Origin of the sequence: Sulfitobacter sp. HNIBRBA3233, from assembly GCF_040149665.1 — a bacterium.
GTDB lineage: Bacteria > Pseudomonadota > Alphaproteobacteria > Rhodobacterales > Rhodobacteraceae > Sulfitobacter > Sulfitobacter marinivivus.
In genome coordinates, this window is sequence record NZ_JBEFLP010000005.1 from 1 (window position 1) to 20,803 (window position 20,803).

General features: G+C 64.8%; 19 protein-coding genes and 1 pseudogene. 8 read left to right on the forward strand and 12 right to left on the reverse strand.

The features are described 5' to 3' along the window. A partial coding sequence (locus ABMC89_RS17430) for an ABC transporter permease (RefSeq protein ID WP_349570215.1) occupies positions 1 to 806 on the reverse strand: 806 nt, incomplete at its 3' end. 108 nt (positions 807 to 914) lie between these two features. Then, positions 915 to 2,564 carry an ABC transporter substrate-binding protein gene (locus ABMC89_RS17435; protein ID WP_349570217.1) on the reverse strand — a complete coding sequence of 550 codons (1,650 nt, stop codon included), beginning with the start codon at positions 2,562 to 2,564 and terminating at the stop codon, positions 915 to 917. A 257-nt stretch (positions 2,565 to 2,821) separates the two neighbouring features. Here ABMC89_RS17435 and ABMC89_RS17440 point away from each other — a divergent pair, with 257 nt between their 5' ends. From ABMC89_RS17440 to ABMC89_RS17455, 4 genes are all read left to right on the forward strand, one after another. Further along, positions 2,822 to 3,598, forward strand: coding sequence for an IclR family transcriptional regulator (locus ABMC89_RS17440; RefSeq protein ID WP_349570219.1), 777 nt, complete (start codon positions 2,822 to 2,824; stop codon positions 3,596 to 3,598). Positions 3,599 to 3,743: 145 nt separating this feature from the next. Then, entirely contained in the window at positions 3,744 to 5,471 is a 1,728-nt protein-coding gene (locus ABMC89_RS17445; RefSeq protein WP_349570221.1) for a M28 family peptidase, read from the forward strand. A 150-nt stretch (positions 5,472 to 5,621) separates the two neighbouring features. Beyond that, positions 5,622 to 6,440 carry an FkbM family methyltransferase gene (locus tag ABMC89_RS17450; protein WP_349570223.1) on the forward strand — a complete coding sequence of 273 codons (819 nt, stop codon included), beginning with the start codon at positions 5,622 to 5,624 and terminating at the stop codon, positions 6,438 to 6,440. A 96-nt stretch (positions 6,441 to 6,536) separates the two neighbouring features. Further along, entirely contained in the window at positions 6,537 to 7,190 is a 654-nt protein-coding gene (locus ABMC89_RS17455) for a GntR family transcriptional regulator (RefSeq protein WP_349570225.1), read from the forward strand. Between the two features lie 80 nt (positions 7,191 to 7,270). On the opposite strand, the gene ABMC89_RS17460 is transcribed toward ABMC89_RS17455, so the two are convergent. Both ABMC89_RS17460 and ABMC89_RS17465 read right to left on the reverse strand, forming a co-directional pair. Then, positions 7,271 to 8,248 carry a class 1 fructose-bisphosphatase gene (locus ABMC89_RS17460; RefSeq protein WP_349570227.1) on the reverse strand — a complete coding sequence of 326 codons (978 nt, stop codon included), beginning with the start codon at positions 8,246 to 8,248 and terminating at the stop codon, positions 7,271 to 7,273. A 117-nt stretch (positions 8,249 to 8,365) separates the two neighbouring features. Then, a complete protein-coding gene (locus ABMC89_RS17465; RefSeq protein ID WP_349570229.1) occupies positions 8,366 to 9,214 on the reverse strand; it encodes a fumarylacetoacetate hydrolase family protein in 849 nt (282 codons plus the stop codon). A 179-nt stretch (positions 9,215 to 9,393) separates the two neighbouring features. Here ABMC89_RS17465 and ABMC89_RS19070 point away from each other — a divergent pair. Next, positions 9,394 to 9,522, forward strand: a pseudogene (locus ABMC89_RS19070) (IS6 family transposase); the annotation flags it as partial. Between the two features lie 4 nt (positions 9,523 to 9,526). Here the strand turns inward: ABMC89_RS19070 and ABMC89_RS17470 are convergent. Beyond that, complete coding sequence (locus tag ABMC89_RS17470) at positions 9,527 to 10,663, reverse strand: aminotransferase class I/II-fold pyridoxal phosphate-dependent enzyme (protein ID WP_349570231.1); 1,137 nt, start codon at positions 10,661 to 10,663, stop codon at positions 9,527 to 9,529. Between the two features lie 24 nt (positions 10,664 to 10,687). On the opposite strand from ABMC89_RS17470, the gene ABMC89_RS17475 reads away from it, so the two are divergent. Continuing rightward, positions 10,688 to 11,446 (forward strand): MBL fold metallo-hydrolase, encoded by a 759-nt coding sequence (locus ABMC89_RS17475; protein ID WP_349570233.1) that lies wholly within the window; start codon positions 10,688 to 10,690, stop codon positions 11,444 to 11,446. Between the two features lie 85 nt (positions 11,447 to 11,531). After that, on the forward strand, positions 11,532 to 12,494 hold the full coding sequence (locus ABMC89_RS17480) for a pirin family protein (RefSeq protein WP_349570235.1): 963 nt from the start codon (positions 11,532 to 11,534) through the stop codon (positions 12,492 to 12,494). Here the strand turns inward: ABMC89_RS17480 and ABMC89_RS17485 are convergent. Genes ABMC89_RS17485 through ABMC89_RS17495 form a run of 3 tightly spaced genes read right to left on the reverse strand, consistent with a single transcriptional unit; the run spans position 12,491 to position 13,780 of the window. After that, positions 12,491 to 12,784: a CcdB family protein gene (locus ABMC89_RS17485; protein ID WP_349570237.1), complete on the reverse strand. Its 294-nt coding sequence runs from the start codon at positions 12,782 to 12,784 to the stop codon at positions 12,491 to 12,493. The genes ABMC89_RS17480 and ABMC89_RS17485 overlap by 4 nt on opposite strands. Further along, a complete protein-coding gene (locus tag ABMC89_RS17490) occupies positions 12,784 to 13,008 on the reverse strand; it encodes a type II toxin-antitoxin system CcdA family antitoxin (protein ID WP_349570239.1) in 225 nt (74 codons plus the stop codon). Before ABMC89_RS17490 ends, ABMC89_RS17485 begins: the two co-directional genes overlap by 1 nt. Positions 13,009 to 13,054: 46 nt before the next feature. Beyond that, positions 13,055 to 13,780 carry an SDR family NAD(P)-dependent oxidoreductase gene (locus ABMC89_RS17495; protein WP_349570241.1) on the reverse strand — a complete coding sequence of 242 codons (726 nt, stop codon included), beginning with the start codon at positions 13,778 to 13,780 and terminating at the stop codon, positions 13,055 to 13,057. 13 nt (positions 13,781 to 13,793) lie between these two features. On the opposite strand from ABMC89_RS17495, the gene ABMC89_RS17500 reads away from it, so the two are divergent. Then, positions 13,794 to 15,041: a pyridoxal phosphate-dependent aminotransferase gene (locus ABMC89_RS17500; RefSeq protein ID WP_349570243.1), complete on the forward strand. Its 1,248-nt coding sequence runs from the start codon at positions 13,794 to 13,796 to the stop codon at positions 15,039 to 15,041. Here the strand turns inward: ABMC89_RS17500 and ABMC89_RS17505 are convergent. The 4 genes from ABMC89_RS17505 to repC all read right to left on the reverse strand — a co-directional run bounded on the left by ABMC89_RS17505 (position 15,038) and on the right by repC (position 20,795). After that, positions 15,038 to 16,147, reverse strand: a complete 1,110-nt coding sequence (locus tag ABMC89_RS17505; protein ID WP_349570245.1) for an aminotransferase class V-fold PLP-dependent enzyme — start codon at positions 16,145 to 16,147, stop codon at positions 15,038 to 15,040. The genes ABMC89_RS17500 and ABMC89_RS17505 overlap by 4 nt on opposite strands. 70 nt (positions 16,148 to 16,217) lie before the next feature. Continuing rightward, complete coding sequence (locus ABMC89_RS17510) at positions 16,218 to 17,132, reverse strand: 2-dehydro-3-deoxygalactonokinase (protein WP_349570247.1); 915 nt, start codon at positions 17,130 to 17,132, stop codon at positions 16,218 to 16,220. 427 nt (positions 17,133 to 17,559) lie between these two features. Continuing rightward, on the reverse strand, positions 17,560 to 19,524 hold the full coding sequence (locus ABMC89_RS17515; protein WP_349570249.1) for a sensor histidine kinase: 1,965 nt from the start codon (positions 19,522 to 19,524) through the stop codon (positions 17,560 to 17,562). Between the two features lie 143 nt (positions 19,525 to 19,667). Continuing rightward, entirely contained in the window at positions 19,668 to 20,795 is a 1,128-nt protein-coding gene (gene repC, locus ABMC89_RS17520) for a plasmid replication protein RepC (protein ID WP_349570251.1), read from the reverse strand. Between the last annotated feature and the right edge of the window lie 8 nt (positions 20,796 to 20,803).

Genomic DNA, 20,803 nt, shown 5'->3' on the forward strand with positions numbered 1-20,803 from the left:
TCCACAACCACGTTGCCCTGCAACTGGTAGCCGACCGCGATGGCAAAGGAGGTCATCACCGGCAGCAGCGCGTTCCGCGCCCCGTGGCGGATCACGACCGCGTAGGGCGACAGGCCCTTGACCTTGGCCATGGTGACGAAGTCCTCCTTCATCACGTCGAGCATGTTCGAGCGCATCAGCAAGAGCGGCAGGCCCTGCGAATAGATGGCCAGCGTCAGCATCGGCAGCGCCAGATGCGACAGGAAATCGGCGGAGGTATAGAGCTGCCAGAAACTCTCGTAATTGGTGCCAGCCGATCGCGTGCCCCCGGCCGGAAACCATCCCAGCGAGAACGAGAAGATCGCGAGCAGCACCATGCCGAGCCAGAATTCAGGCATCGCACGGGTGGCCAGCACAACGGGCAGCGCGGCTGCTTCGGTCCGGGACCCGCGGCGCCACGCCAGCCATGCGCCGGCAAGAATGCCGAAGGCGTAGGCCACGATCAGCGAAGAGAATGTCAGGATCAGCGTATTGGGCAGCAGCATCCAGATCCGGTCTGCCACCGGCGTGCGGTAGCGGAAAGAATACCCAAGCTCGCCCTGAAGCAGATTGCCGAGATAGGTGAAATATTGCTGCCAGAGCGGTTTATCCAGACCGAACTGGCGGATCAGCGCCTCTTGCTGTTCGGCGGTAAAGGTGGGGTCGATATAGGCGGCCAGCGGATTGCCCGGCATCAGCCTGAACATCAGGAACAGGATCGTCACCACGGCCCAGAGGACCAGCATCAGTTGTAGCGTGCGGAAGGCAAAGGGCTTCAGTGTGCTCATGACAAGTCCCGTCAGGCCGCGCGAACCGGCGGCAGTGCAAGGTGGATAGGAAAGCGGTGAAGGACTGCGCGGCGAACCCGATGTCCGCCGCGCAGGGTCTGCGGGGGGTTAGTCCGCCAGAGTTTCGGAGACGCCCTCGGGGTAGGTCAGCTTTTCGCCGACGCCACCGTATCCGGCCTCTTCGAGGATGGATTTCGCCACGTCGGAGCCTGCCTCGAACCCGTCCACGACGGCATCCGCGTGCCAGAACTCAAGCGCGGGGGAGACAACCGAATTCGACGCCACCGCGAATTTCTTGAACGCGGCGTTCACGATCAGGCGACGGTCCACCGCTGCCGACAGCGCGCGGCGGAAGGCGGGATCGTCGAACGGGGGGCGGCGCATGTTGAACGCCACATAGCGGAACCCGATATCCACGGTCGAAACGACGGACAGGTCACCGTCCTCCTCGGCCGCGTCCAGCAGAACCTGCGGGTCACCCTGGAAGTCGGTCAGGAAGTTGATCTCGCCCGAGCGCAGCATCCCAAGCGCCGCTTCGGCGTTCGGCACAAGACGCAGGATGAAACGCTCTGCCTTGGGTGCGTTGAAGTGATCGGCATTGGCTTCCAGCACGATCTCCTCGTTCGGCAGCCAGCGCACGAACTTATACGCGCCCGACCCAATGGGCATGTCTTCCTGATAGCTTTCCGCGTTCTCGTCCTTTGTGCCCAGATCGGCCAGGATCGGCTCCCAGATGTGTTTCGGGATCAGGTTGATCTTGGCAAGGCTCGAGGTGAGGAACGATGCCGATGGCGTCCCGAGCGTGAAGACAATGGTGTCGTCGCCTTCCGTCTCGATGCCCGTGATGTTCGACCCGAAGGGCGCGTACATCGGTGCTTCGCCACCGGTTGTCGCCTCGTAGGAGAAGACGACATCCTCGACGGTCACCGGCTCTCCGTCGTGCCACATCATATCGTCCCGCAGGGTCACGGCGATGGTGGTTTCATCGCGCCATTCGTGGCTTGCCGCCGCCCATGGCTGGGGCAGACCGTCGGGACCGACGCGGAACAGGCGGTCATAGATCAGTTCGGTCAGCCAGTTGTCGGTGACGCCCGAAATATAGAGAGGGTTCACCGCGATCACATTGTCCGAGCTGTTGACGATGATGTCCTTCTGGTCCCCGGTGGGTGCCAGCGACAGCCATGTCCAGTAGCTGCGGATACCGATGCCGGACTGGTCGACGACGGTTTCGGGGTCAAAGACGGTGTTGTCGAAGGCAAAAGCCTGCTGCGGGTGAACCAGCATCATGTTGGGCTGGTCCGCCGCCAGAATTTCCTGCGCCTTGATCACCAGCGCCTTGCGCGCCTCTGGATCGACGGTGACGCGCTGTTCCTCGACGATCTTGTCGTATTCGGGGTTGTTGTACCCGATGAAGTTATAGCCGCTTTCGGCGGTCGAGGAGTGGAAGAGGTTGAAGATGATCTCGTCCGGGTCGGAGCGTTCGGGCCGCCCGGTCATCTGCCATGCGGTCGCGTCCCAGTCGTTGCGGTTGTACCAGACGACATCGGCCATCTGCGACCATGGCATCACGTCCACCTCGACATCGAGGCCAAGCTTGCGCCATTCCTGCGCGATCAGCTGGATCGCCTGGAATTCCGAAGGCTGCGCGGCCTGCGGGCGCGACAGCAGGTGGATGGTGCGTATCGGATCCTGCGCGCTGGCCGTCGTCGCCCAAAGCGACGCCCCCAGGGCAACACCGGCTGTTAGAGTGCGTAACATATTCAAGGGTACTCTCCTGTTGCATGGATCCGGTACGGCAGTGTCCGGATCGTTTGGTTGTCGCGCGAACCGGCTGATGATCCGCGATGAGGGGCGTTACCCCCTTCGCGGCGCCGGAGTGAAAGACTCTTGCGTCTTTCTTGTCCGACTCCGCGTCTTTTTGTTTTACTCACTAAAACACTTTTGATATACTTCGTTCAGTAAAACAGATTTGATTTTTAAATCAAGCGGCATCCCAAAAAGAAAGCGATCCCCCTATGCAGAAAGAGCTGCCCGAGCGTAAGTCATACCGGATCGACGCCGTTGCCCGCGCGCTGCGCGTTTTGGAGGCACTTGGCGACACGCCCGGCATCGGTGCGACAGCCCTTGCCGAAAAGCTGGGCCTGACCAAATCCATCGTGTTCCGCCTGCTCCAGACACTGGAAGAAGACGGCTATGTTCAGCGCGACGAGGAGCGCGCGATCTATGCGCTGGGGTACCGGATCGCGCTCCTGGGTGAGCGTGTGGGCCGCGAGGGAGCGCTCTTGCAGGTTGCGAGGCCGGTCATGGACAGCCTGCGCGACGACACCGGCGAGAATGTCAATCTGGTGATCCGCGAGGGCACCGCGACCGTTGTCATCGCGACCCGCGAGGGGCTGCACAGCATCCGTCTTTTTGCGCAAACAGGGCGTCGCGGCCCTCTGCACGCTGGCGGTGCGTCCATGGTGCTGCTGGCCTACGCAGAGCCCAGCATCCGCGACCGCGTGCTGGAAGGACCGCTCGAACGCTTCTCTCCGCACACCATCACGGATCCCGAAAGGCTGCGCGAGGCGCTGCTGCTGATCCGGTCGAACCGCTACAACGTGGCGATCAACGATCTCGACGATGGCGCGTTCTCCATCGCGGCGCCGATCCGCAACAACGCGGGCGAGATCATCGCCGGCCTGTCCGTGGCGGGCGCCACCGTGCGCCTCGATGAGGTGCGCCGCGCCAGCTATATCGAGAAGGTGATCGCGGCCACGGATGAAATCTCCCGCAGGTTGACGATGAGCTGAGCGGCTCTGCTCAAATTTGCGGCACGGGTTTAGAAAAGGCAGTCGCCGACCGGCAAAGCTGTGGCTTGCGGCGAATCGAGGCTTGCTGCTAATGTTTTATTCATCGCATCTACGTTTCATTGAATAAAACATACAGGAGCCCTCCATGACGCCCTCAGAAACCGCCCTTCTCGATCAGGTCACGATCGACGCGCCCTGGGCGCTCGTCGAAAGCTTCGCCACGTTCAAGCGGGAACACCCCGACGATGTGAACCGCGGCATGGACGAGGTCGTGGGCCATCTGCGTGATTGGGGTATCGAGGTGAAGGTGCACGAGCCCGAGCTCTTTCTCAGCCTGCCGGGGCAGGCGCGGGTCGAGGCCAACGGCACAACCTTCCGCGCCAAACCCCCCGCCTTCAGCGCCGATGCGCGCGACGGGTTCGAGGGGCCGCTCGTCTATATCAAGGGCACCACGAACATGGACGAGGAAGACGCCTTCGAAAGCCAGCTGGAAGCGAGCCCCGAGATGGACGCGCGGGTGCGCGGCAAGATCGTCCTGACCGAAGGTTTCGCAAGCCCCGCCATCATCTCGCTGATGGAGACATGCGGCGCGATCGGGGTCATCGCGATCAACCCCGGTGTCGATATCCACTGGGGGATCTGCACGACCATCTGGGGCATTCCCGGCACCTCCGATCTGGACCGCAAGCCCGGTATCCCGGCGGCGGCGGTGAACATGGAAAGCGGCAAGGCACTGATCGAGATCGCGCAGGCGGGTGGCAGCGCGACCATCTTTACCGAGATGGAGGAAGGCTGGTTCAAATCGAAACTGCCCGAAATCACCATCACCGGCACCGAGGAGCCCGACAAATACGTGCTGCTGCACGGGCACCTCGACAGCTGGGATGTGGGCGTCGGCGACAATGCCACCGGCGATGCATCGATGCTGGAAATCGCGCGTGTCCTCTGGGCGAACCGCGACCAGCTCAAGCGGACGGTCAAGATCTGCTGGTGGCCGGGCCACTCCACCGGCCGCTACGCGGGATCGACGTGGTATTCCGACACGATGGCGCTGGATCTGGACGCGAATTGCGTCGCGCAGGTCAACTGCGACAGCCCCGGCTGCCGTTGGGCCACGGAATTCCTGAATGTCTCGGTGATGTCTGAGGCGCATGATTTTCTCGCGCAGGTGATCCGCGATGTGGCGGGCAAGGAGCTGCATTCCGAGCGGCCGCACCGCGCCGGGGACTATTCGTTCAACGATATCGGCCTGTCGAGCTACCTGATGCTGTCCTCGGCGATGACGGATGCCCACCGCGAGGAACTGGGATATTACGCGGTCGGGGGCTGCGGGATGAACATCGCGTGGCACACCGAGAACGACACGCTCGAAATCGCGGACAAGGATATCCTGCTGCGCGATATCAAGGTCTATCTGCTGGCGGTGTACCGTAATGCCAATGCCACGATCCTGCCGTTCGACTGGCGCGCCACCGCACGGGAATTCAAGGAGACGATCGCCGACTACCAGAGGCAGGCGGGCGACCGGTTCGATCTGTCCGACGCCAAGGCCGCGGCCGAAGCGCTGGCCGACGACCTCGACGGGTTCTACGCGCGGGTGGACAGCGGCAGTGTGCCGGCGGATGCGGCCAACACCGTGATCCAGGAGCTTGCCCGGATACTGGTGCCGCTGAACTTCAACCGGTCGGACAGGTTCCGCCACGATCCGGCCCTGACGATCCCGCCCCTGCCCGCGTTGGAAGAGGCCACGAAAATCGCCGGTCGTCCCGACGACACGGTCGGGTTCGCGCGCACCGAACTGGTGCGCGGCCAGAACCACGTGATCGCCGGAATGCGCAGCGCCCGGCAGCTGATCGCGCGCATGGCGGGCTGATCCAGATCCGCGCAGCGGGGGGAAATGCCACAGTCGGCACCCCCCGTTGCCATCTATATTGTCAGGCGCGAAGGTTTCGCGGATAGTCTTTGCAAGCGGCTCACAAGCAGGTCGCCACCATTCAAAGAATGATCCAGCGCAGAGCAGCCCATGACAAGAACACTTGCGACACAGAACACGACGACCGTCACGATGAACGACAGCCATTTCCTCGTCGAGGCGGGGAAAGTGCCCCAGCACGACAGGTTCTGGTCCAAGGTAAACCGCGGCGTGTGGGAGCCTGAGACCTTCCGGGTCATCGACGCGCAGACGGATCTCGATACGCTGGTTGTCGACTGTGGCGGATGGATCGGGCCGACGATCCTTTATACCGCGCAGCGGGCGGGGCTTTGCGTGGGGTTCGAACCCGACCCTGTCGCCTACGAGACGCTGACCGCCAACCTTGCCCTCAACGCGGATGCGCCATGGGCAAAGAACGTGGTCCTCTACAATCAGGCGATCCACTCGACGGGCCGCCAGATCACGATCGCCGCGGGCAACAACGTGGGCGGGGATTCCATGACCAGCGTGCTGAACGCCGCGACGGATGCCTCCTGGAAGGTGAAGACCAGGCGTTTGCAGGATGTGATCAAGAAACACCGCAAGAAATTCGCCAAGGTCTTCGTCAAGATCGACGTGGAGGGCGGAGAGTACGATATCCTGCCCAGCATTGCGGATACGATGGCGGATCCGGATGTTTCGTTCCTGATCTCGTTCCACCACCGCCGCCTGAAACTGGCGATGGCGCAGGAACACGACAATCAGCCCAGCGGGGAGGAAGCGTTTCTCACCACGCTGAAATCGGTTGCCGAAGCACTGCCATGGGGCCGCGATATCAAGACGCTGGAAGGCAACCCGCTGATCCGTGAACGGGTGTTCGCGGCCGCCGGTAAAGGCCGCGCCTTCGGGTCCGACATCGTGATCCGCTAGGCGTGCCATCGGCGCGCGCGGCCCTGCGATGGGCCATGGTCAAACCGCGCAAAGCTTGCGATGATGACGGGTGCTGAGATCGATCCAAGGCCTGCCATGACCGACACCCCGTCCCTGCCCTACCACGAGATCACCTATCGCGCGGCGCGCGATCTGGTGCTGTTCGGCGAACTCGCCCCCGGCGAGGCGGTGACCATTCAGGGGATCGCGGGCAAGCTCGATGCCGGTATCACCCCCGCCCGCGAGGCGATCCGGCGTCTGACCGCCGAGGGCGCGCTGAGCGCCAGCGACAACCGCCGCGTGATGGTGCCCCATCTGACGATGAACGAGCTGCAGGAGCTGACCTACGCGCGCACGGGGATCGAACCGCAGCTGGCCCGGCTGGCCGCGGTCGCGATGGAGCCCGAGGAGATCGACGCGCTGGCCCAGATCGACAGCCGCGTGACCGAGGCGCTGGCCGAGGGCGACATACAGTCCTACCTGCGGCAGAATCATGCCTTCCACTTCACTCTCTACGCCCATGCGGAGGCAGAGATCCTGATGGCGACGGCGCGGGCGCTGTGGTTGCGGGTGGGCCCGTCATTGCGCGCGGTCTGTGCCCGCGAGGGAACAGAGGTGACGCCGGACCTGCATCAGGTCGCGCTTGCCGCCCTGCGCGACGGGGATGCCGAAGCCGTGGGCGAGGCGATGCATCAGGATATCCTTCAGGGCCACGCGCATATCGCGAAAGCACTGGCCGAGGACGACTGAACCGGGGCTCCTCCGGCGCTCGGTGCGCCGTCCTCGCTCCCTGCACGCAGGGGCGCGGGGCCAAGCGCCAAGGCCGTGGATCAGCTGCTGTGGTACTCCTCGATCACCGCCACTTCGGCCTTGGAGCCGAGGATCACGGGCACCCGCTGGTGGTGCCCTTCGGGCGATACTTCGAGGATACGGCCGCGGCCCGTCGAGGCCGCACCGCCCGCCGCCTCGACCAGCAGGCCCATCGGGTTGGCCTCGTACATCAGGCGCAGCTTGCCGCCCTGCGCCGCGTTGCCCGCATCGCGCGGATAGAGAAAGACGCCACCGCGCGTCAGGATGCGGTGAACGTCGGCCACCATCGACGCGCACCAGCGCATGTTGAAGGTCTTGTCGCGCGGCCCGTTGGCCCCGCGCAGGCAGTCGTCGATATAGGTCCGTACGGGCGGTTCCCATTTGTCGTAGCGCGAGGCGTTGATCGCGAATTCCTGCGTCTCTTCGGGGATGCGCATATCGGGGGCGGTCAGCAGGAACGCCCCGCTGCCAGGATGGTGGGTGAACCCCTGCACCCCCTGCCCCACAGTCAGCACCAGACCGGTGGACGGCCCGTAAATCGCGTAACCCGCCGCGATCTGCCGTGTGCCCGCGATCCGCACCGCCGCATCGTCGCGCGCGATGGCCTCGTCTAGCCGCACGATCGAGAAGATCGTGCCGACCGAAAGATTGACGTCGAGGTTGGACGACCCGTCAAGGGGATCGTAGTACACGATGAAATCACCCGCCTGCGGCTTGTCCTTCAGCCAGTTGACGGTGTCGACCTCTTCGGACACCAGCGCCGCCACGCCCGAGGACACGATCCCGGCGAAAATCTCGTCCGAGATCACGTCGAGCTCTTTCTGCGTCTCGCCCTGCACGTTTTCGGTGCCCGCCGCGCCAAGGGTGCCGGCGAAGGCACCGTGACGCACGCGGTCGGCGATGCGCGCGCAGGCCACCGCGATATCCTCGATCAGCCGCGTAAGGTCCGCGTCGGTGCCTTGTGCATCAAGCTCTTGGCGCAGGGTTTTCTGGTGCATCGGGTGTCCTCGGCTGGGTATTGTCTGTTGTGCGGACTTTGGCCAATCGCGCCGGTCGGGGCAAGGGGCGTCACGGCGCGGGCGGGCCTCCTGAGCCCCCCTGCCCGCCGCCGCGCGCTAGAGCGCGGTCACCACCTGCCGCTGCGATCCCAGACCGGTCAGGCCCAATGTCACCTCGTCGCCCTCGCGCAGGAAAACCTGCGGTTTCTGCCCCATCCCGACGCCGGGCGGAGTGCCGGTGCAGATGAGATCGCCGGCCTCAAGACGGGTGAATTCGGACATGTAGGCAATGATCGTCGCCACGCCGAAGATCATCTTCGAGGTATTGCCGGTCTGCATCCGCCTGCCGTTCACGTCCAGCCACAGGTCCAGCGCCTGCGGATCGCCCGCCTCGTCGGGGGTGACGAGCATGGGACCGGCGGGGCAGAAATTGGGAAAGCTCTTGCCCTTCACCCACTGGCCCTGACGTTCCTGCTGCCAGGCGCGTTCGGAGACATCGTTGACCACCATGTAGCCCGCAACGTGGTCCAGCGCCGCCTCGGGCGCGATATTCAGCGCAGGTTTCGAGATCACCACACCCAGTTCGACCTCCCAGTCCAGCTGGGTCATCTGTGGCGACATCAGGATCGGATCGTTGGCCCCGCAATAGGTGCCGCTGGCCTTGGTAAAGAGGATCGGCTCGCTGGGTTCGGGCATACCGGCCTCGGCGGCATGATCGGAATAGTTCAGACCGATGCACCAGATGTTGCGCGGCTGCGCCACCGGGGGCGCCACCCGTTTTCCCGCGATATCCGCGAGCGGCAGGGAGGCGGGATCGACCTCTGCAAGTCGCGCCAGAAGGTCCGGCGACAGCGTGTCCGGCCCGAAATCGGCGACCAGTGCGGACACATCGCGCGCCACACCGTCGGCATCCACGATACAGGGGATTTTGGCGCCGTGGCGGTCACCGTAGCGGACGAGTTTCATGGCAGGATCCTTTCGCTTCTTTGTTCGGCCGGACCCTGCCCGCATTCCGCGCCGACGACAACAGGTGTCACGTCGCTCCGCGCAAGCCAGAGACCCTGCGTCAGTCCCAGCGCCTGGACCTCGGCGATGAAACCCGCCAGCGCATAGGGGTCGGGTGCAAACGGCGCTATTTTTGGCGCGCTGCCATGAAACGGCTGCTCGGCTTCCGTCAAAGCTTTCGATCTCTGCCAACCGCTAAAGCGACCTTAAGTAGGATCGAGACAATCCGAACAATCAAGCGAGGGCCCCATATTTTTCGCGCGCCCGGGGCGGTCAGCCTCCGGCCTTGGGGTAGTCCCGAAGGGCGCGCGACAGTCGCGCGAGCCCGTCATCGAGGTTCGCCGCCTTTCCCCCGCCCACGCCCAGCCGGATATGCTGTGGCTGGTCATAGCTCGATCCCGGCAGCAGGAACGTGCGGTAAGGATCGGCCAGAAGGAACCGCGCGAAGGCGTCGCTGTCCACATCGTCCAGCAGACGCCCCAGCCCGATCAGACCGGCGCGCGGCGCGACCCAGCCAAGGCCCTCTTGCGCGGCGACCCAGTCGTTCATGCGGGCAAGGTTTGCCGACCCTTCGGCGCGGGCCTTGTCCATGGCGGGCGCGTAGCGCTCTGGCCGCAGGGCGATTTCGGCAATCACCTCTCCCATGATGTTCATGATTTCGGAGGCGTTTTCGCGCAGGATCACCGCATCGCGGATCAGCTCCGCGTCGGGGCAGACCAGCCAGCCGGTGCGCAGCCCCTGCAACCCCAGCGCCTTGCTGACCGATCCGGTGGTGATCCCGCGCGCGTACATCCCCGCGATGCTGGGCGCGCGCGGGCCATCCCATTCGAGCCCCGCGTAGACTTCGTCGACCAGCAGCCACGCGCCCACACGATCGGCAATCTCGACGATCTCCTCCAGCGCGGCACGGTCCATCAGATCGCCGGTGGGATTGTTCGGGTTGGTCAGAAAGATCAGCTTGGTGCGGTCGGTCACAGCATCGCGCAAACGATCCAGCGGCAGCGCCCAGCCCTGCGCCTCCTGCCGCGTGACGCGGGTGATCTGCACGCCCTTGGCCTTTGCGATCACCTCGGCCTGCGGCCAGCCGGGGGTTTCGACGACAATCTCGTCGCCGTCCTGCAGCAGCTGCATCAGCACGAGGTAATTCGCCTCGGCCGCACCTGCGGTAACCAGCACGTCAGCGGGCGTGCAGATACCGGTCAGCCCCGCCTGCGCCAGCACATGCGCCTTCAGTTCGGGCAGGCCGCTGAAATCGCGGTTGTTCCAGTCCAGCGACAGATCCGGGTCCAGATCATCCAGGAACTCACCCAGACGCGGGCTTTCGGCCAGCGAAAAGCCGACGATCGCCTCCGGCTGGGCGTCTACCGTCTCCAGAAGATACTGGAATAATGTGTGTATCTTGACTTTCATTTCCTGCCCCTCTCTCTTGGCGGCATGAGAAAGCAAAGCCTGCTGAAGGGCAAACCCATATCTTTCGCCGTGCTCGACTATGGCCTGTTTCAGGTCCACGCCAACGGGCGCATCATCGGCATTTGCGGCGCGCTGGTCAGCACCGATGCGGGTGAACACGTGCTCATCGATACAGGTTTCCCGCCCAAATACGCCCGCGACGCCGAGGCGGCCACCGCCGAGGACGATCTGGGCAGCTTCGGGCGTGTCCTGTCCGTGACGCCCGAGAACAGCGTCGATGCGCAGCTTGCGCTTCTGGGGCTGGCGCGCGGGGACATCACGCTGATGATCCAGAGCCATACTCACATCGACCACGTCGGCGAAATGGACGGGTTCCCCGGCGTGCCGATCGTTATCGCGGCAGCGGAACGCGCCCTGCCCCGCCCGCTCTACTGGTCGGGCAAGCAGCCGATGGACTGGCCCGAGGCGCAGTATATCGAGATCACGCAGGATACGCAGATCGCACCGGGGTTCGATGTGCTGCTCTGCCCCGGTCATGCGCCGGGGCAACTGGCGTTCCTGTTCGATCTGCCGCAGACCGGTGCGCTGCTGTTCACCTCCGACGCGATCAGCCGCGCCGCCGAAATCGACGAGAAATTCGCCGGATCGTGGGACGACGATCTGGCCATCCACCACGGCGCGCGGATCATGGCGCTGGCGGAGGATCGCGGGGCAAAGGTGATCTTTGGCCACTCCCCCGAACAGTGGCCCACGCTGCGCAAGGCCCCCGCGCGGTTCGAATAGATCCGCGCACCGGGCCTGTGCGCGGATGGCAGTTCGCAGGGCGTGACCGATCTGGTAGGCTTGTCCCAGACAGCGGAGGCGCAACATGAGCTGGAATCCGACCCATAATCCCGACGCCGGTGCGGACGCGCTCGATACACTCATCATCCCGCGTGCGCGCGATCTGGGCGGATTCGAGGTGCGCCGCGCCCTGCCCGCGCCCAAACGCCAGATGGTCGGCCCCTTCATCCTGTTCGACCAGATCGGGCCGGCGGAATTCATCACCGAAGGTGGCATCGACGTGCGCCCGCATCCGCATATCGGGCTGGGCACGGTGACCTATCTCTACCAGGGGGAGTTCGAGCACCGCGACAGCATCGGCACCCACCAGATGATCTATCCCGGCGAGGTCAACTGGATGACCGCCGGACGCGGCGTGACCCACTCCGAACGCACCAGCGCCGAAACCCGTGCCACGCGGCACAGTCTTTTCGGGATCCAGACATGGATCGCCCTGCCCGAAAACGTCGAGGAAATGCCCCCCGAGTTCGAGCACCACAAGCAAGCCGCGCTGCCGCATATCGGTGATACCGGCGTCGATGCGCGGCTGATCCTCGGCAAAGCCTACGGCGAAACCAGCCCTGTCTCGATGCATTCCGAGACCTTCTATCTGGACGTGACCCTCGCCCCCGGTGCGGCGATCCCGCTGCCCGACAACCACGAGGACCGCGGCATCTACGTCACCGAGGGCGACGTCGTCGTTGCGGGCCAGAGCTTTGACGCCGGCCGCATGATGGTTTTTCGCCCCGGTGACAGGATCGGCGTCAGGGCCGGGGAGCGCGGCGCGCGTATCCTGCTGCTGGGCGGGGCCACGATGAATGAGGACCGCTATATCTGGTGGAACTTCGTGTCGTCCTCCAAGGACCGCATCGAAGAGGCGAAAGAGGCATGGCGCGCGGGCGATTGGGAAAACGGCCCCTTCACCCTACCGCCCGGCGACAGCGACGAACACATCCCCATCGACGACAGCCTTGCACGCACCAGGCCGCGCCGCGCCAGCGGTCGCTAGAATCCGTGGAAAAGCATGTCGAGGGCGCGGGTGATCTCGTCCGTTTGTGAGGCAAGATTTGCCACCGGATCGCGCAGGTGCAGATCCGGCACAGCGCCCAGCAGATGCGTCAGCATCAGATAGCGTTCACCCAGAATTACAACACCGGGGTGAAGCCGATCCGTCGGCGGCGGCGCGCCTTCCGCAAGGACCAGCGGAACGACCACGCGCCGCATCGGAACAGTCACAAGATCGGTCTGCACATCGACAACAAGGCCGCTGCCGACGCGAAAGACATCGTACTGGGCCATCAGAACAGACGGTATTGCGCCAGCGGATCGCCGTTCTCTTCCAGCCAGTCGCCCCATGCCTGCATGGATGCCGCGTTCTGTTCGGCCCATGCCTTGCGGACGGCATCGCGCAGACCGGCTTCGGAGGCGGCCGAGACATTCACGCCCAGCTCGCGCGCCCGTTCGACAAGCGCGGGATCAAGAGAGACATTCGTGGCCTTTTTCGTGCGTTGCTGAACATTCATCCGGCATCCTCCATGCGCATGAGATTATGCGCATCGTGGATAAATATCAACGCACGTCACGGCCCTGGTTGAGGATGATCACGTTGCCGCTGGAGATATCGCCGGCGGGCGATACCAGAAACCCGACCCAGGCGGCGATTTCGCTCGGCTGCATGGCGCGGCCATGGGGCATCTGGGCGATGGCGTTCGCCAGCACCTCTTCGCTCACCACGCCGAAGAGCGGCGTTTCGGTCATCGCCGGCGCAATCGAGTTCACCGCGATCTTGTCGGTGGCGTAGCGGCGGGCGAGATCCTTTGTCAGCGTATCGAGCGCGGCCTTGCTGGCGCGGTAATGCGGCGGGTCGAAGGCATCGAAATTATACGCACCGTTCGACGAGATATTGACGATCTTGCGCACCCCGTCGCGCCCCGCCATCAGCTTGATCGCTGCCTGACAGCAGTGGAAAGCCCCCGAAAAGTTCAGCGACATCTGGCGCTCGAACTCGTCCACGGGGATGTCGGGAAATTCGGACATGAAACATGTGCCGGCATTGTTGACCAGCGCGTCCACCCCGCCGTGCAGCTTGGCAATATCCGCGAAGGCATCGGCGATGGCGCCGGGATCCATCAGGTCGGTCCGGATGCCGGTAAAGCCGGGTTCGGCCCCCATTTCCTCAAGGCCTGCCGCATCCACATCAAGGCCGACAACCTGCATGCCGTCGGCCAGCAGCCGCGCCACGATTGCACGGCCCATGCCGCCTGCGGCCCCCGTTACCACTGCCACTTTCGTCATTGTCTTGAACCCCTTGCCCATTGCCGTCACAGTCGCACTCAACCCGCAATCGGTGCCGGTGACAACCCGTCAGGCCCCGCTCCACCGCAAGGAAAACCCCATGCCTCCCCTGCCCGCGCGCCGCATCACCGACACCAGCCCAAAGAATTTCGGCATGTTCGCCCGCGCCATCGGGCGCGAGGGGCTGATCCATCTGGAACTCGGGATGCCCGCCGAAGACACGCCGCAGCACATCAAGGACGCGGCCATCGCGGCATTGCAGGCGGGCGATGTGCATTATTCGGATCTGCAGGGCCAGCCCGCCCTGCGCACGGCGCTCGCGGACCGGATGCGCCGCACCACCGGCATGAACATCACCGCCGACGAGGTGATCGTCACCAACGGGCTGACGCAGGCCAGCTTTGCCGCCTTCATGGCGTTCATCGACGAAGGCGACGAGGTGATCCTGCTCGCCCCCTACTATCCGCAGCATATCGGCAAGGTGGAACTGGCGGGCGGGCGCGTGGTGATCGCCCCGCTGGACGCGCAGAACGGGTTCGCGCTGAACCCCGATCTGATCGCGCCCCACATCACCGGGCGGACCAAGGCGATTGCGCTGATCAACCCGTGCAACCCCACGGGCCGCGTCTTCACCCGCGACGAATTGCAGGGGCTGGCCGATCTGGCAATCACCCACGATCTGATGATTTTCTCCGACGAGGTCTATGCCGAGATCACCTATGACGGGGCGCGCCATGTCTCCATCGCGTCCCTGCCGGGCATGAAGGAACGGACCATCACCATGGGTGCCTTCACCAAGGCCTACGCGATGGATGGCTGGCGGCTGGGCTGGATCGCGGCGGATGCGGGGATGATCGGCCCGCTGATGAAGATCACCGCGAGCGAGGTCACCCATGTGAACACCTTCATTCAGGCCGGCGCGGTCGCGGCCCTGCAAGGGCCGCCGCAGGTGCTGGAAGACATGGTCGGGCGCGACCGGGACCGGCGCGATCTGGTGGTGTCGCGGTTGAACCAGATGCCCGGGGTCAGCTGTGCGCCGGTCGAGGGGACGATCTATGCCTTTCCCGACATTCGCGGCACCGGGCTGGCCGCGCAGGACTGCGCGGAACGGCTGATGGAGGAAACCGGCGTGGTGGTCGAGGCGGGCAGTTTTTACGGCGCGGCGGGCGAAGGGCATCTGCGGGTGTGTTTTGGCTGCGCGTCGCTCGACACGCTCGGCGAGGCCTTGGACCGCATGCAGCGGTTCTTCAACAGTCTCTAAACCAGCGGTTTCAGCGCCTCGAACAGGCGCGGGATGTCCTCTGCCCGCGTGATTGCCCCGGGCGACAGCCGCAGGATCTGCCCGCGCGCGTCCAGATGGATGCCCTGCCCGCGCAGGGTGTCGACCAATGCGGGGGCATCGACCCTGTCGGGCAGACGCAGCATCACGCTGCCGCCACGGCGAGCCTCCTCGGTCGGAGATGCAATCTGCATCCCCCCCTCCTCGGCCCTGCGCAGGATCTCGGAGGTCAGCGCGCGGTTGTGATCGCGCAGGCCCGTGGCCCCCGCGTGCCAGCGCAGCGCCGGAACCGACCCCACGCAGGCCAGCACCGACGGCGTACCATGGTCGAACCGGCGGGCGTCGGGCGCATAGGTGAACCCGTCCAGATCCCACGCGAAGGGATTTTCCTGGCTGAACCAGCCGCGCAACTCCGGCGTCATCTCGGCGATGAGGTCGGCCCGCATCTGCAGGATGCCCGCCCCCGGCGTGCCGCAGAGCCACTTCAGCGTGGTCGACACGCAGAAATCCACCGGCGTGTCGCGCAGCGAGAATGGCACGATCCCCACGCCCTGCGTCAGATCAACCCCCACGAGGCTGCCACGGTCGCGACCGTGGGCGAGCAGCCGCTCCAGATCCGGCCTGTGCGACGCGATCGAGGTCACGAATGTTATCAGCGCAAGCCCGACATCCGCGCCCCACGCGTCGAGCATATCGTCGTCATGGACCCACGCGGCGCCGTCGCGCAGCGGCACGGTCTCGAGCGTGAAGCCCATCCGCGCCGCAAGCCCCGCCAGCAGGAAGTGCAGCGACGGAAAGCAATCGGCAGCGATCAGCACGCGCTTGCCCCGCAGCCGGTCCCCCAAGGCCCCCATCACCGAATAGAGCGCGGCAGTGACATTGTCGGCAGAGGTCAGCGTGCCCGCAGGCGCGTCGATCAACCGGCACCACAGGTCGATGAACTCTGCCCGCGCGTCCAGAACGCGCGGCCATTGCGCATCGTCGTGTGCCCCCCAGATATCGGCAAACTGCGACAGCGCCTGTGCCATCTGCGGCGCCTTGCCGGGGTACTGTCCGATAGAATGATACAGAAAATATGCAGGTGTCATGGGGCGCACCCTAGGGCCGTCGCGATCCGGGGGGAAGCCCCCTGCGCCCCTCCTGCGCGATGGCGCGCGATCACCGTGTCATGGCCCGCTGCATCCCGTGCCACGCGGCAACCAGCCCGCGCAGCGTCGTCGCCCCGGCCTCAGCCGTTTCGGCCACGACACCCTGCGTTGCAAGCGCCGCGCCGTACCGCGCCGACAGCCCGTCGGTGCCGATGATCGCCACCCGCTGGCCCAGCCAGTAGGGCCGCGCGGCGGCAAGCTCCTGACCGATCAGCATCCCCGACAGTCGCGCGCGCGCCTCGGCCGGATCGAGCCCGTGCAACAACGCCCCCGCCCGCAGCGAGAACAGGTCCGCCGCCACCCGTTCGGGCCGCGACATCGCATCGCTCATCGCCTCCAGAAACACGCTTTCTGCGCCCTCCTGCCCGGTATGTCCGGCCATCGTATGGCGCAGCACCGACTGCTGCGAGATCAACGCAAAGAGCTCACCGGTCAGAAAGCTGCGAAAGCTCACGATCTCGCCCGCGCTGATATGCGCCCAGACGGAATGGGTGCCGGGCAGGCAGATGACACCGTCCCATCCCGGGTTGGCCGCAAGGAATCCGGCGATCTGGGTTTCCTCGCCCCGCATCACGGCGGCGGGGCTGTCCTGCGACACGCCGGCCAGCAGATGAACGGCCAGACGTGCATCGCGCACGGGGGCTGTGATGGCGCCGTCAAAACCGGGCGGCACCGCGGGAAGCTTCCGGTAGGGGACTTCGCACCACCCCTCGCGCGCGCCGACCGCACCACAGGCGATGACGTCGACCGGTGTGCCGGCGGGCAAATGCGGCTCCACCAGCCGCAGCAAGGCAGGCTCGAACCCCTCGCGCGTCAGCCCGCGCGCGCCGTCCTGGGATACCATGCTCTCGCGGGGGGCATCCCCGTCCATCAGCCACGCGCGCAGATGGCTATTGCCCCAGTCGGCAGCGATCCAGACGGTCATTGAGCCCGCCCTGTTTTGCGGTACGGGGCTTTGCGGCGGCGGTGGTTCATTGTCTGTCCTCTCCTGCACGGGTCACGCGCCGTCACATCGCGCATGCGTGTCTGTCTGTCAAACGCGCGCCGCAAAACGCGAGGTCGCGCCCGGCCCTGATCGTGGGTCATAAATGGGCTGAATAACCGCGCAGGGAACAGGCATTTGCCTTTCCGATAGCCATAAACGGATGGTCCATCGACGAGCCCGAGCGGGTCTGCCTGCATGTACCTCCCGTTGTCGTACCATACTCCCGCATCCAGTTCCCGATACCCGGTTTGACGCAAGAGTTTTTCATCAGTTGAGGACGCGCGATCGGGTGCGGTCATCTGTCTGGCCTGTTAACGTGACAACTCCCGCGCTGAACATCCTCGTGGCCTGTCTGGAGGGGTCTCCCCTACCCTCCCTCAGCGCCCTCTGCCGCCGGCAGCCAGACGGTGAACTCCGCCCCGCCCTCCGCATGGTTGCGCACCGAGATAATCCCCCCTGCCCGCTGGATCAATGTCTGCGAGATCGACAGGCCCAGCCCGGTCCCCTCGCCCGGCTTGGTGGTGAAGAACGGGTCGAACACCGAGCCGAGCAGGTCTTCGCGCACCCCCGGCCCGCTGTCGCGCACCACCAGCGCCACGCCGTCTTGCCCTTCGCGCTCTGCGGGCCTCAGCGCGATCTCGATCTGCCCTGCCCCGCCGATGGCCTGTACCGCATTGACGATCAGGTTCACCACGACCTGTTGCACCTCGCCGGAAGCCACCCGGACGGCTGGCACTTCGTCGAGGTCGCATGTCACCTCGATCCCGCCCCGCCCGACCAAGTGATCCACCAGCACGAGGCAATCCTGCACCAGCGGGCGCAGCGCCACGTCGTCTTCGCAATCGGAGAATTCCGAGGGGCTGGCAAATTTCAGAAGTTTTCCGACGATCACCTCGATGCGCGAAACCTGACGGTCGATCAGCGCCAGTTCAGTCTCGACCGGGGCGGCCCCCTGCCCCAGAGTTTCGCGGATCACGTCGACATTGCCCTGAATGACCGCCACGGGGTTGTGGATCTCATGCGCGACCCCGGCGGTGATCTCGCCGATCGAGGCCAGCTTCTCACTCATGACCAATTGCCGGAAAGTCTGCTCCAGCTTCTCGTTTGCCTCGCGCAGCTCGGCGGTGCGTTGGTCGACGCGTTGGTTGAGGTCCTGGTTCCAGCGCCGAAGCTGGCGGTCCCGCTCCTGCACTTGCTCCAGAAGCCAATCGAGGTGATGCGCCACTGCGCCGATCTCTCCCTTGGCGGACACCGGCCCGATCCGCGCCGAAAGCTCGCCCCGCCCGACGCTGTCCATCACCTTTGTCATCCGTTCCAGGGGCGCGAAGATACCGCGCGCCAGCCAGAGAAACACCGGGGCCGAAAGCGCCAGCACGGCAAAGAACGCCGCCAGCATCCACCAGAAGGCCTCACGTTTCTCTTGCGTGAAAGGCGCCTCCAGAAAGCCCACGTAGAGCATCCCGACCCGTTTGCCGAAACTGTCGGTGATCGGCTTGTAGCCCGAGATGTACCAGTCGTTCACCACGAAGGCGCGGTCGAGCCATGTGCGTCCCTCGACCAGCACGGATTCGTGCACCACGGCCGACACGCGTGTGCCGAGCGCGCGAACGTCCTCGAAAAGCCGCACGTTGGTCGAGATGCGCAGGTCATCCAGAAAAAGCGTCGCCGTGCCCTGCCGATCCCCGCCGGTGATCGCGTTGAGATAGACCAGATCGTTGATCGTATCGATGAAGTTAAGGTTGCGGTTCAAAAGCACCCCACCCACCAGCACGCCATTGCTGCCGTTCATCTGCACCGGACTTGCGGCATGGACGACCATACCGCGATCCTCGATCACCTTGTCGGTCGGCACGGCGGCGGGCGTGGCAACTACAGGGAGGCGGGCGCGGATTGCCAGAGGTTCCGACAGCATTGTCAGCCGGTCGGCGTCGAAGACGTCGATCCGCGCCACCCCCTGCCCCGCCAGGGCCGCCGCGATCACCGGCCAGTCGCGCGCCTCGTCCTGTGCCGCCGCTTCCGGCAGGAACCGCAGGAAGTCGAGGCCAAGCCGGTCACGGGTCCGGGCAAAGAAACGCGACTGCTCCTCAGCCGGGCGGCGCATCAGGTCTCGGAAGGCGACCGAGCCGGCGACGGCATCCAGTTCATCCCGGGTCTGGTCGAGCAGCCGCGCAAGGTACTGGCTGGCGATCTTGAGGTCGCTCTCGACATTGGCGATCAGCACCTCGTCGTAATCCGCCGTCCAGCGCGACATGCCCAAGAGCAGCAGCAGCGGCATCAATACGATCAGCGGTGTGAGCGCCAGGATCAGCAGGCGGAGGCGGACAGAGGTCATGGGTTTTCCCGGCAGGTTGCGCCCAGACTAGCCGCGCCAGCCCCCGTGGTGAAGCACTCCTGCCCCGATCCGCCGCAAATAGCGGGGTTTCAGGGCAGTTGTCAGGCCTGAAAAATGTTAATCCTATGTTTTATATTGGTTTTTCAAGTTGTCAGCTGACAATTTCGACTATTGGCCACCGCCGCGAGCATGGGAGAGAGGGAAAACCGCCCGTCGCGGGCCATTTGCGTCAATCGCCGCAGGTAAGCGCCTGGGCTGCGGATCGTCGCGGCCTTTTCAAGCAGGCAGACCACCGTCACCGCTGCGCTTTCGGCACCCATGTCGCGTTTTGCCTCAAGGAGCACCGGCGGGTCAATCCCCAGCATTGGGGCGATCCGGTCACTGACCCGCACAAGATCATGCCAATCGCGCAGCCTCTCCGGGAAGAAGGCCCGCATTTCCTTGCAAGCCTCCAGAACATCCTGAAGCGTCACGCCTCTGTCTTTCGTCGATGCGGGATTGTTGTCAGCCGTCGGGGGTTTCTCAGCTCCCGTGCTTTCAGAGTCAGAATAGGGTTTATTTGAATCCTGTATGTGCCGCTCATTTTGGCTGTCCCTGGCGCTCACCCGGCTTGTCGGTGCGGCGCAGGTGAGGGGCTCGGGGGCAGGGGCATCGTCCAGGCAAAGAGCCGCGCGCAACTCGGTTTCTACGGCATCGAGGCATTCTGCATCGGGCTTGCGCCGCAGTATCCGGCCGACCTCCTGCGCGAGGGCCTCTGCGCCGCCCTGACGGATCAGCGCGTGACGCAGGACCAGTATACGGTCACGCTGTGCCAGAAGCCGGGCCTGCCGTGCCTCGGCATTTCGCGCAGCGGTCTCGATCTCGTCGGCCTGAATGACCAGCGGGGACAGGTCGAACCCGAAGGCGAGGGCGATCTTGCCGCCATGGTTGCGGGCAAAGCGTTTGCGGTTAGGGCTGTCATGGCGGATCAGCAGGCCCAGCTGAACGAGCCGCGCCAGATGCCGCCGCAGGGTGCTCTCGGGCATCCCGTGCAGCCGCTCCGACAGCCGCGCGTTGGAGGCAAAGACGATCCCGGCGGGGCCGGAGGGAACCTCGCGCGAGGGCAGGAAGCTCAACAGTGCTTTCAGCACGGTGAGCGTGCGGTGCGAGAGTTCGAAATCTTCGGCAGCGGTTGTCAGCCGGTCGAGCAGCGCCCATTTATCCGGGCCCTCCGCTGGGGTCAGGACAGCCTCTCCGGGCCCTCCGAATGCAGTTCGGAAAGTGGTTTTCATGTCAAAAT

Bases quoted from the DNA above. Each gene is read 5' to 3' on its own strand.
- ABMC89_RS17435 (WP_349570217.1), bottom strand. From the start codon at position 2,564: ATGTTACGCACTCTAACAGCCGGTGTTGCCCTGGGGGCGTCGCTTTGG.
- ABMC89_RS17440 (WP_349570219.1), top strand. From the start codon at position 2,822: ATGCAGAAAGAGCTGCCCGAGCGTAAGTCATACCGGATCGACGCCGTT.
- ABMC89_RS17445 (WP_349570221.1), top strand. From the start codon at position 3,744: ATGACGCCCTCAGAAACCGCCCTTCTCGATCAGGTCACGATCGACGCG.
- ABMC89_RS17450 (WP_349570223.1), top strand. From the start codon at position 5,622: ATGACAAGAACACTTGCGACACAGAACACGACGACCGTCACGATGAAC.
- ABMC89_RS17455 (WP_349570225.1), top strand. From the start codon at position 6,537: ATGACCGACACCCCGTCCCTGCCCTACCACGAGATCACCTATCGCGCG.
- ABMC89_RS17460 (WP_349570227.1), bottom strand. From the start codon at position 8,248: ATGCACCAGAAAACCCTGCGCCAAGAGCTTGATGCACAAGGCACCGAC.
- ABMC89_RS17465 (WP_349570229.1), bottom strand. From the start codon at position 9,214: ATGAAACTCGTCCGCTACGGTGACCGCCACGGCGCCAAAATCCCCTGT.
- ABMC89_RS17470 (WP_349570231.1), bottom strand. From the start codon at position 10,663: ATGAAAGTCAAGATACACACATTATTCCAGTATCTTCTGGAGACGGTA.
- ABMC89_RS17475 (WP_349570233.1), top strand. From the start codon at position 10,688: ATGAGAAAGCAAAGCCTGCTGAAGGGCAAACCCATATCTTTCGCCGTG.
- ABMC89_RS17480 (WP_349570235.1), top strand. From the start codon at position 11,532: ATGAGCTGGAATCCGACCCATAATCCCGACGCCGGTGCGGACGCGCTC.
- ABMC89_RS17485 (WP_349570237.1), bottom strand. From the start codon at position 12,784: ATGGCCCAGTACGATGTCTTTCGCGTCGGCAGCGGCCTTGTTGTCGAT.
- ABMC89_RS17490 (WP_349570239.1), bottom strand. From the start codon at position 13,008: ATGAATGTTCAGCAACGCACGAAAAAGGCCACGAATGTCTCTCTTGAT.
- ABMC89_RS17495 (WP_349570241.1), bottom strand. From the start codon at position 13,780: ATGACGAAAGTGGCAGTGGTAACGGGGGCCGCAGGCGGCATGGGCCGT.
- ABMC89_RS17505 (WP_349570245.1), bottom strand. From the start codon at position 16,147: ATGACACCTGCATATTTTCTGTATCATTCTATCGGACAGTACCCCGGC.
- ABMC89_RS17510 (WP_349570247.1), bottom strand. From the start codon at position 17,132: ATGACCGTCTGGATCGCTGCCGACTGGGGCAATAGCCATCTGCGCGCG.
- ABMC89_RS17515 (WP_349570249.1), bottom strand. From the start codon at position 19,524: ATGACCTCTGTCCGCCTCCGCCTGCTGATCCTGGCGCTCACACCGCTG.
- repC (WP_349570251.1), bottom strand. From the start codon at position 20,795: ATGAAAACCACTTTCCGAACTGCATTCGGAGGGCCCGGAGAGGCTGTC.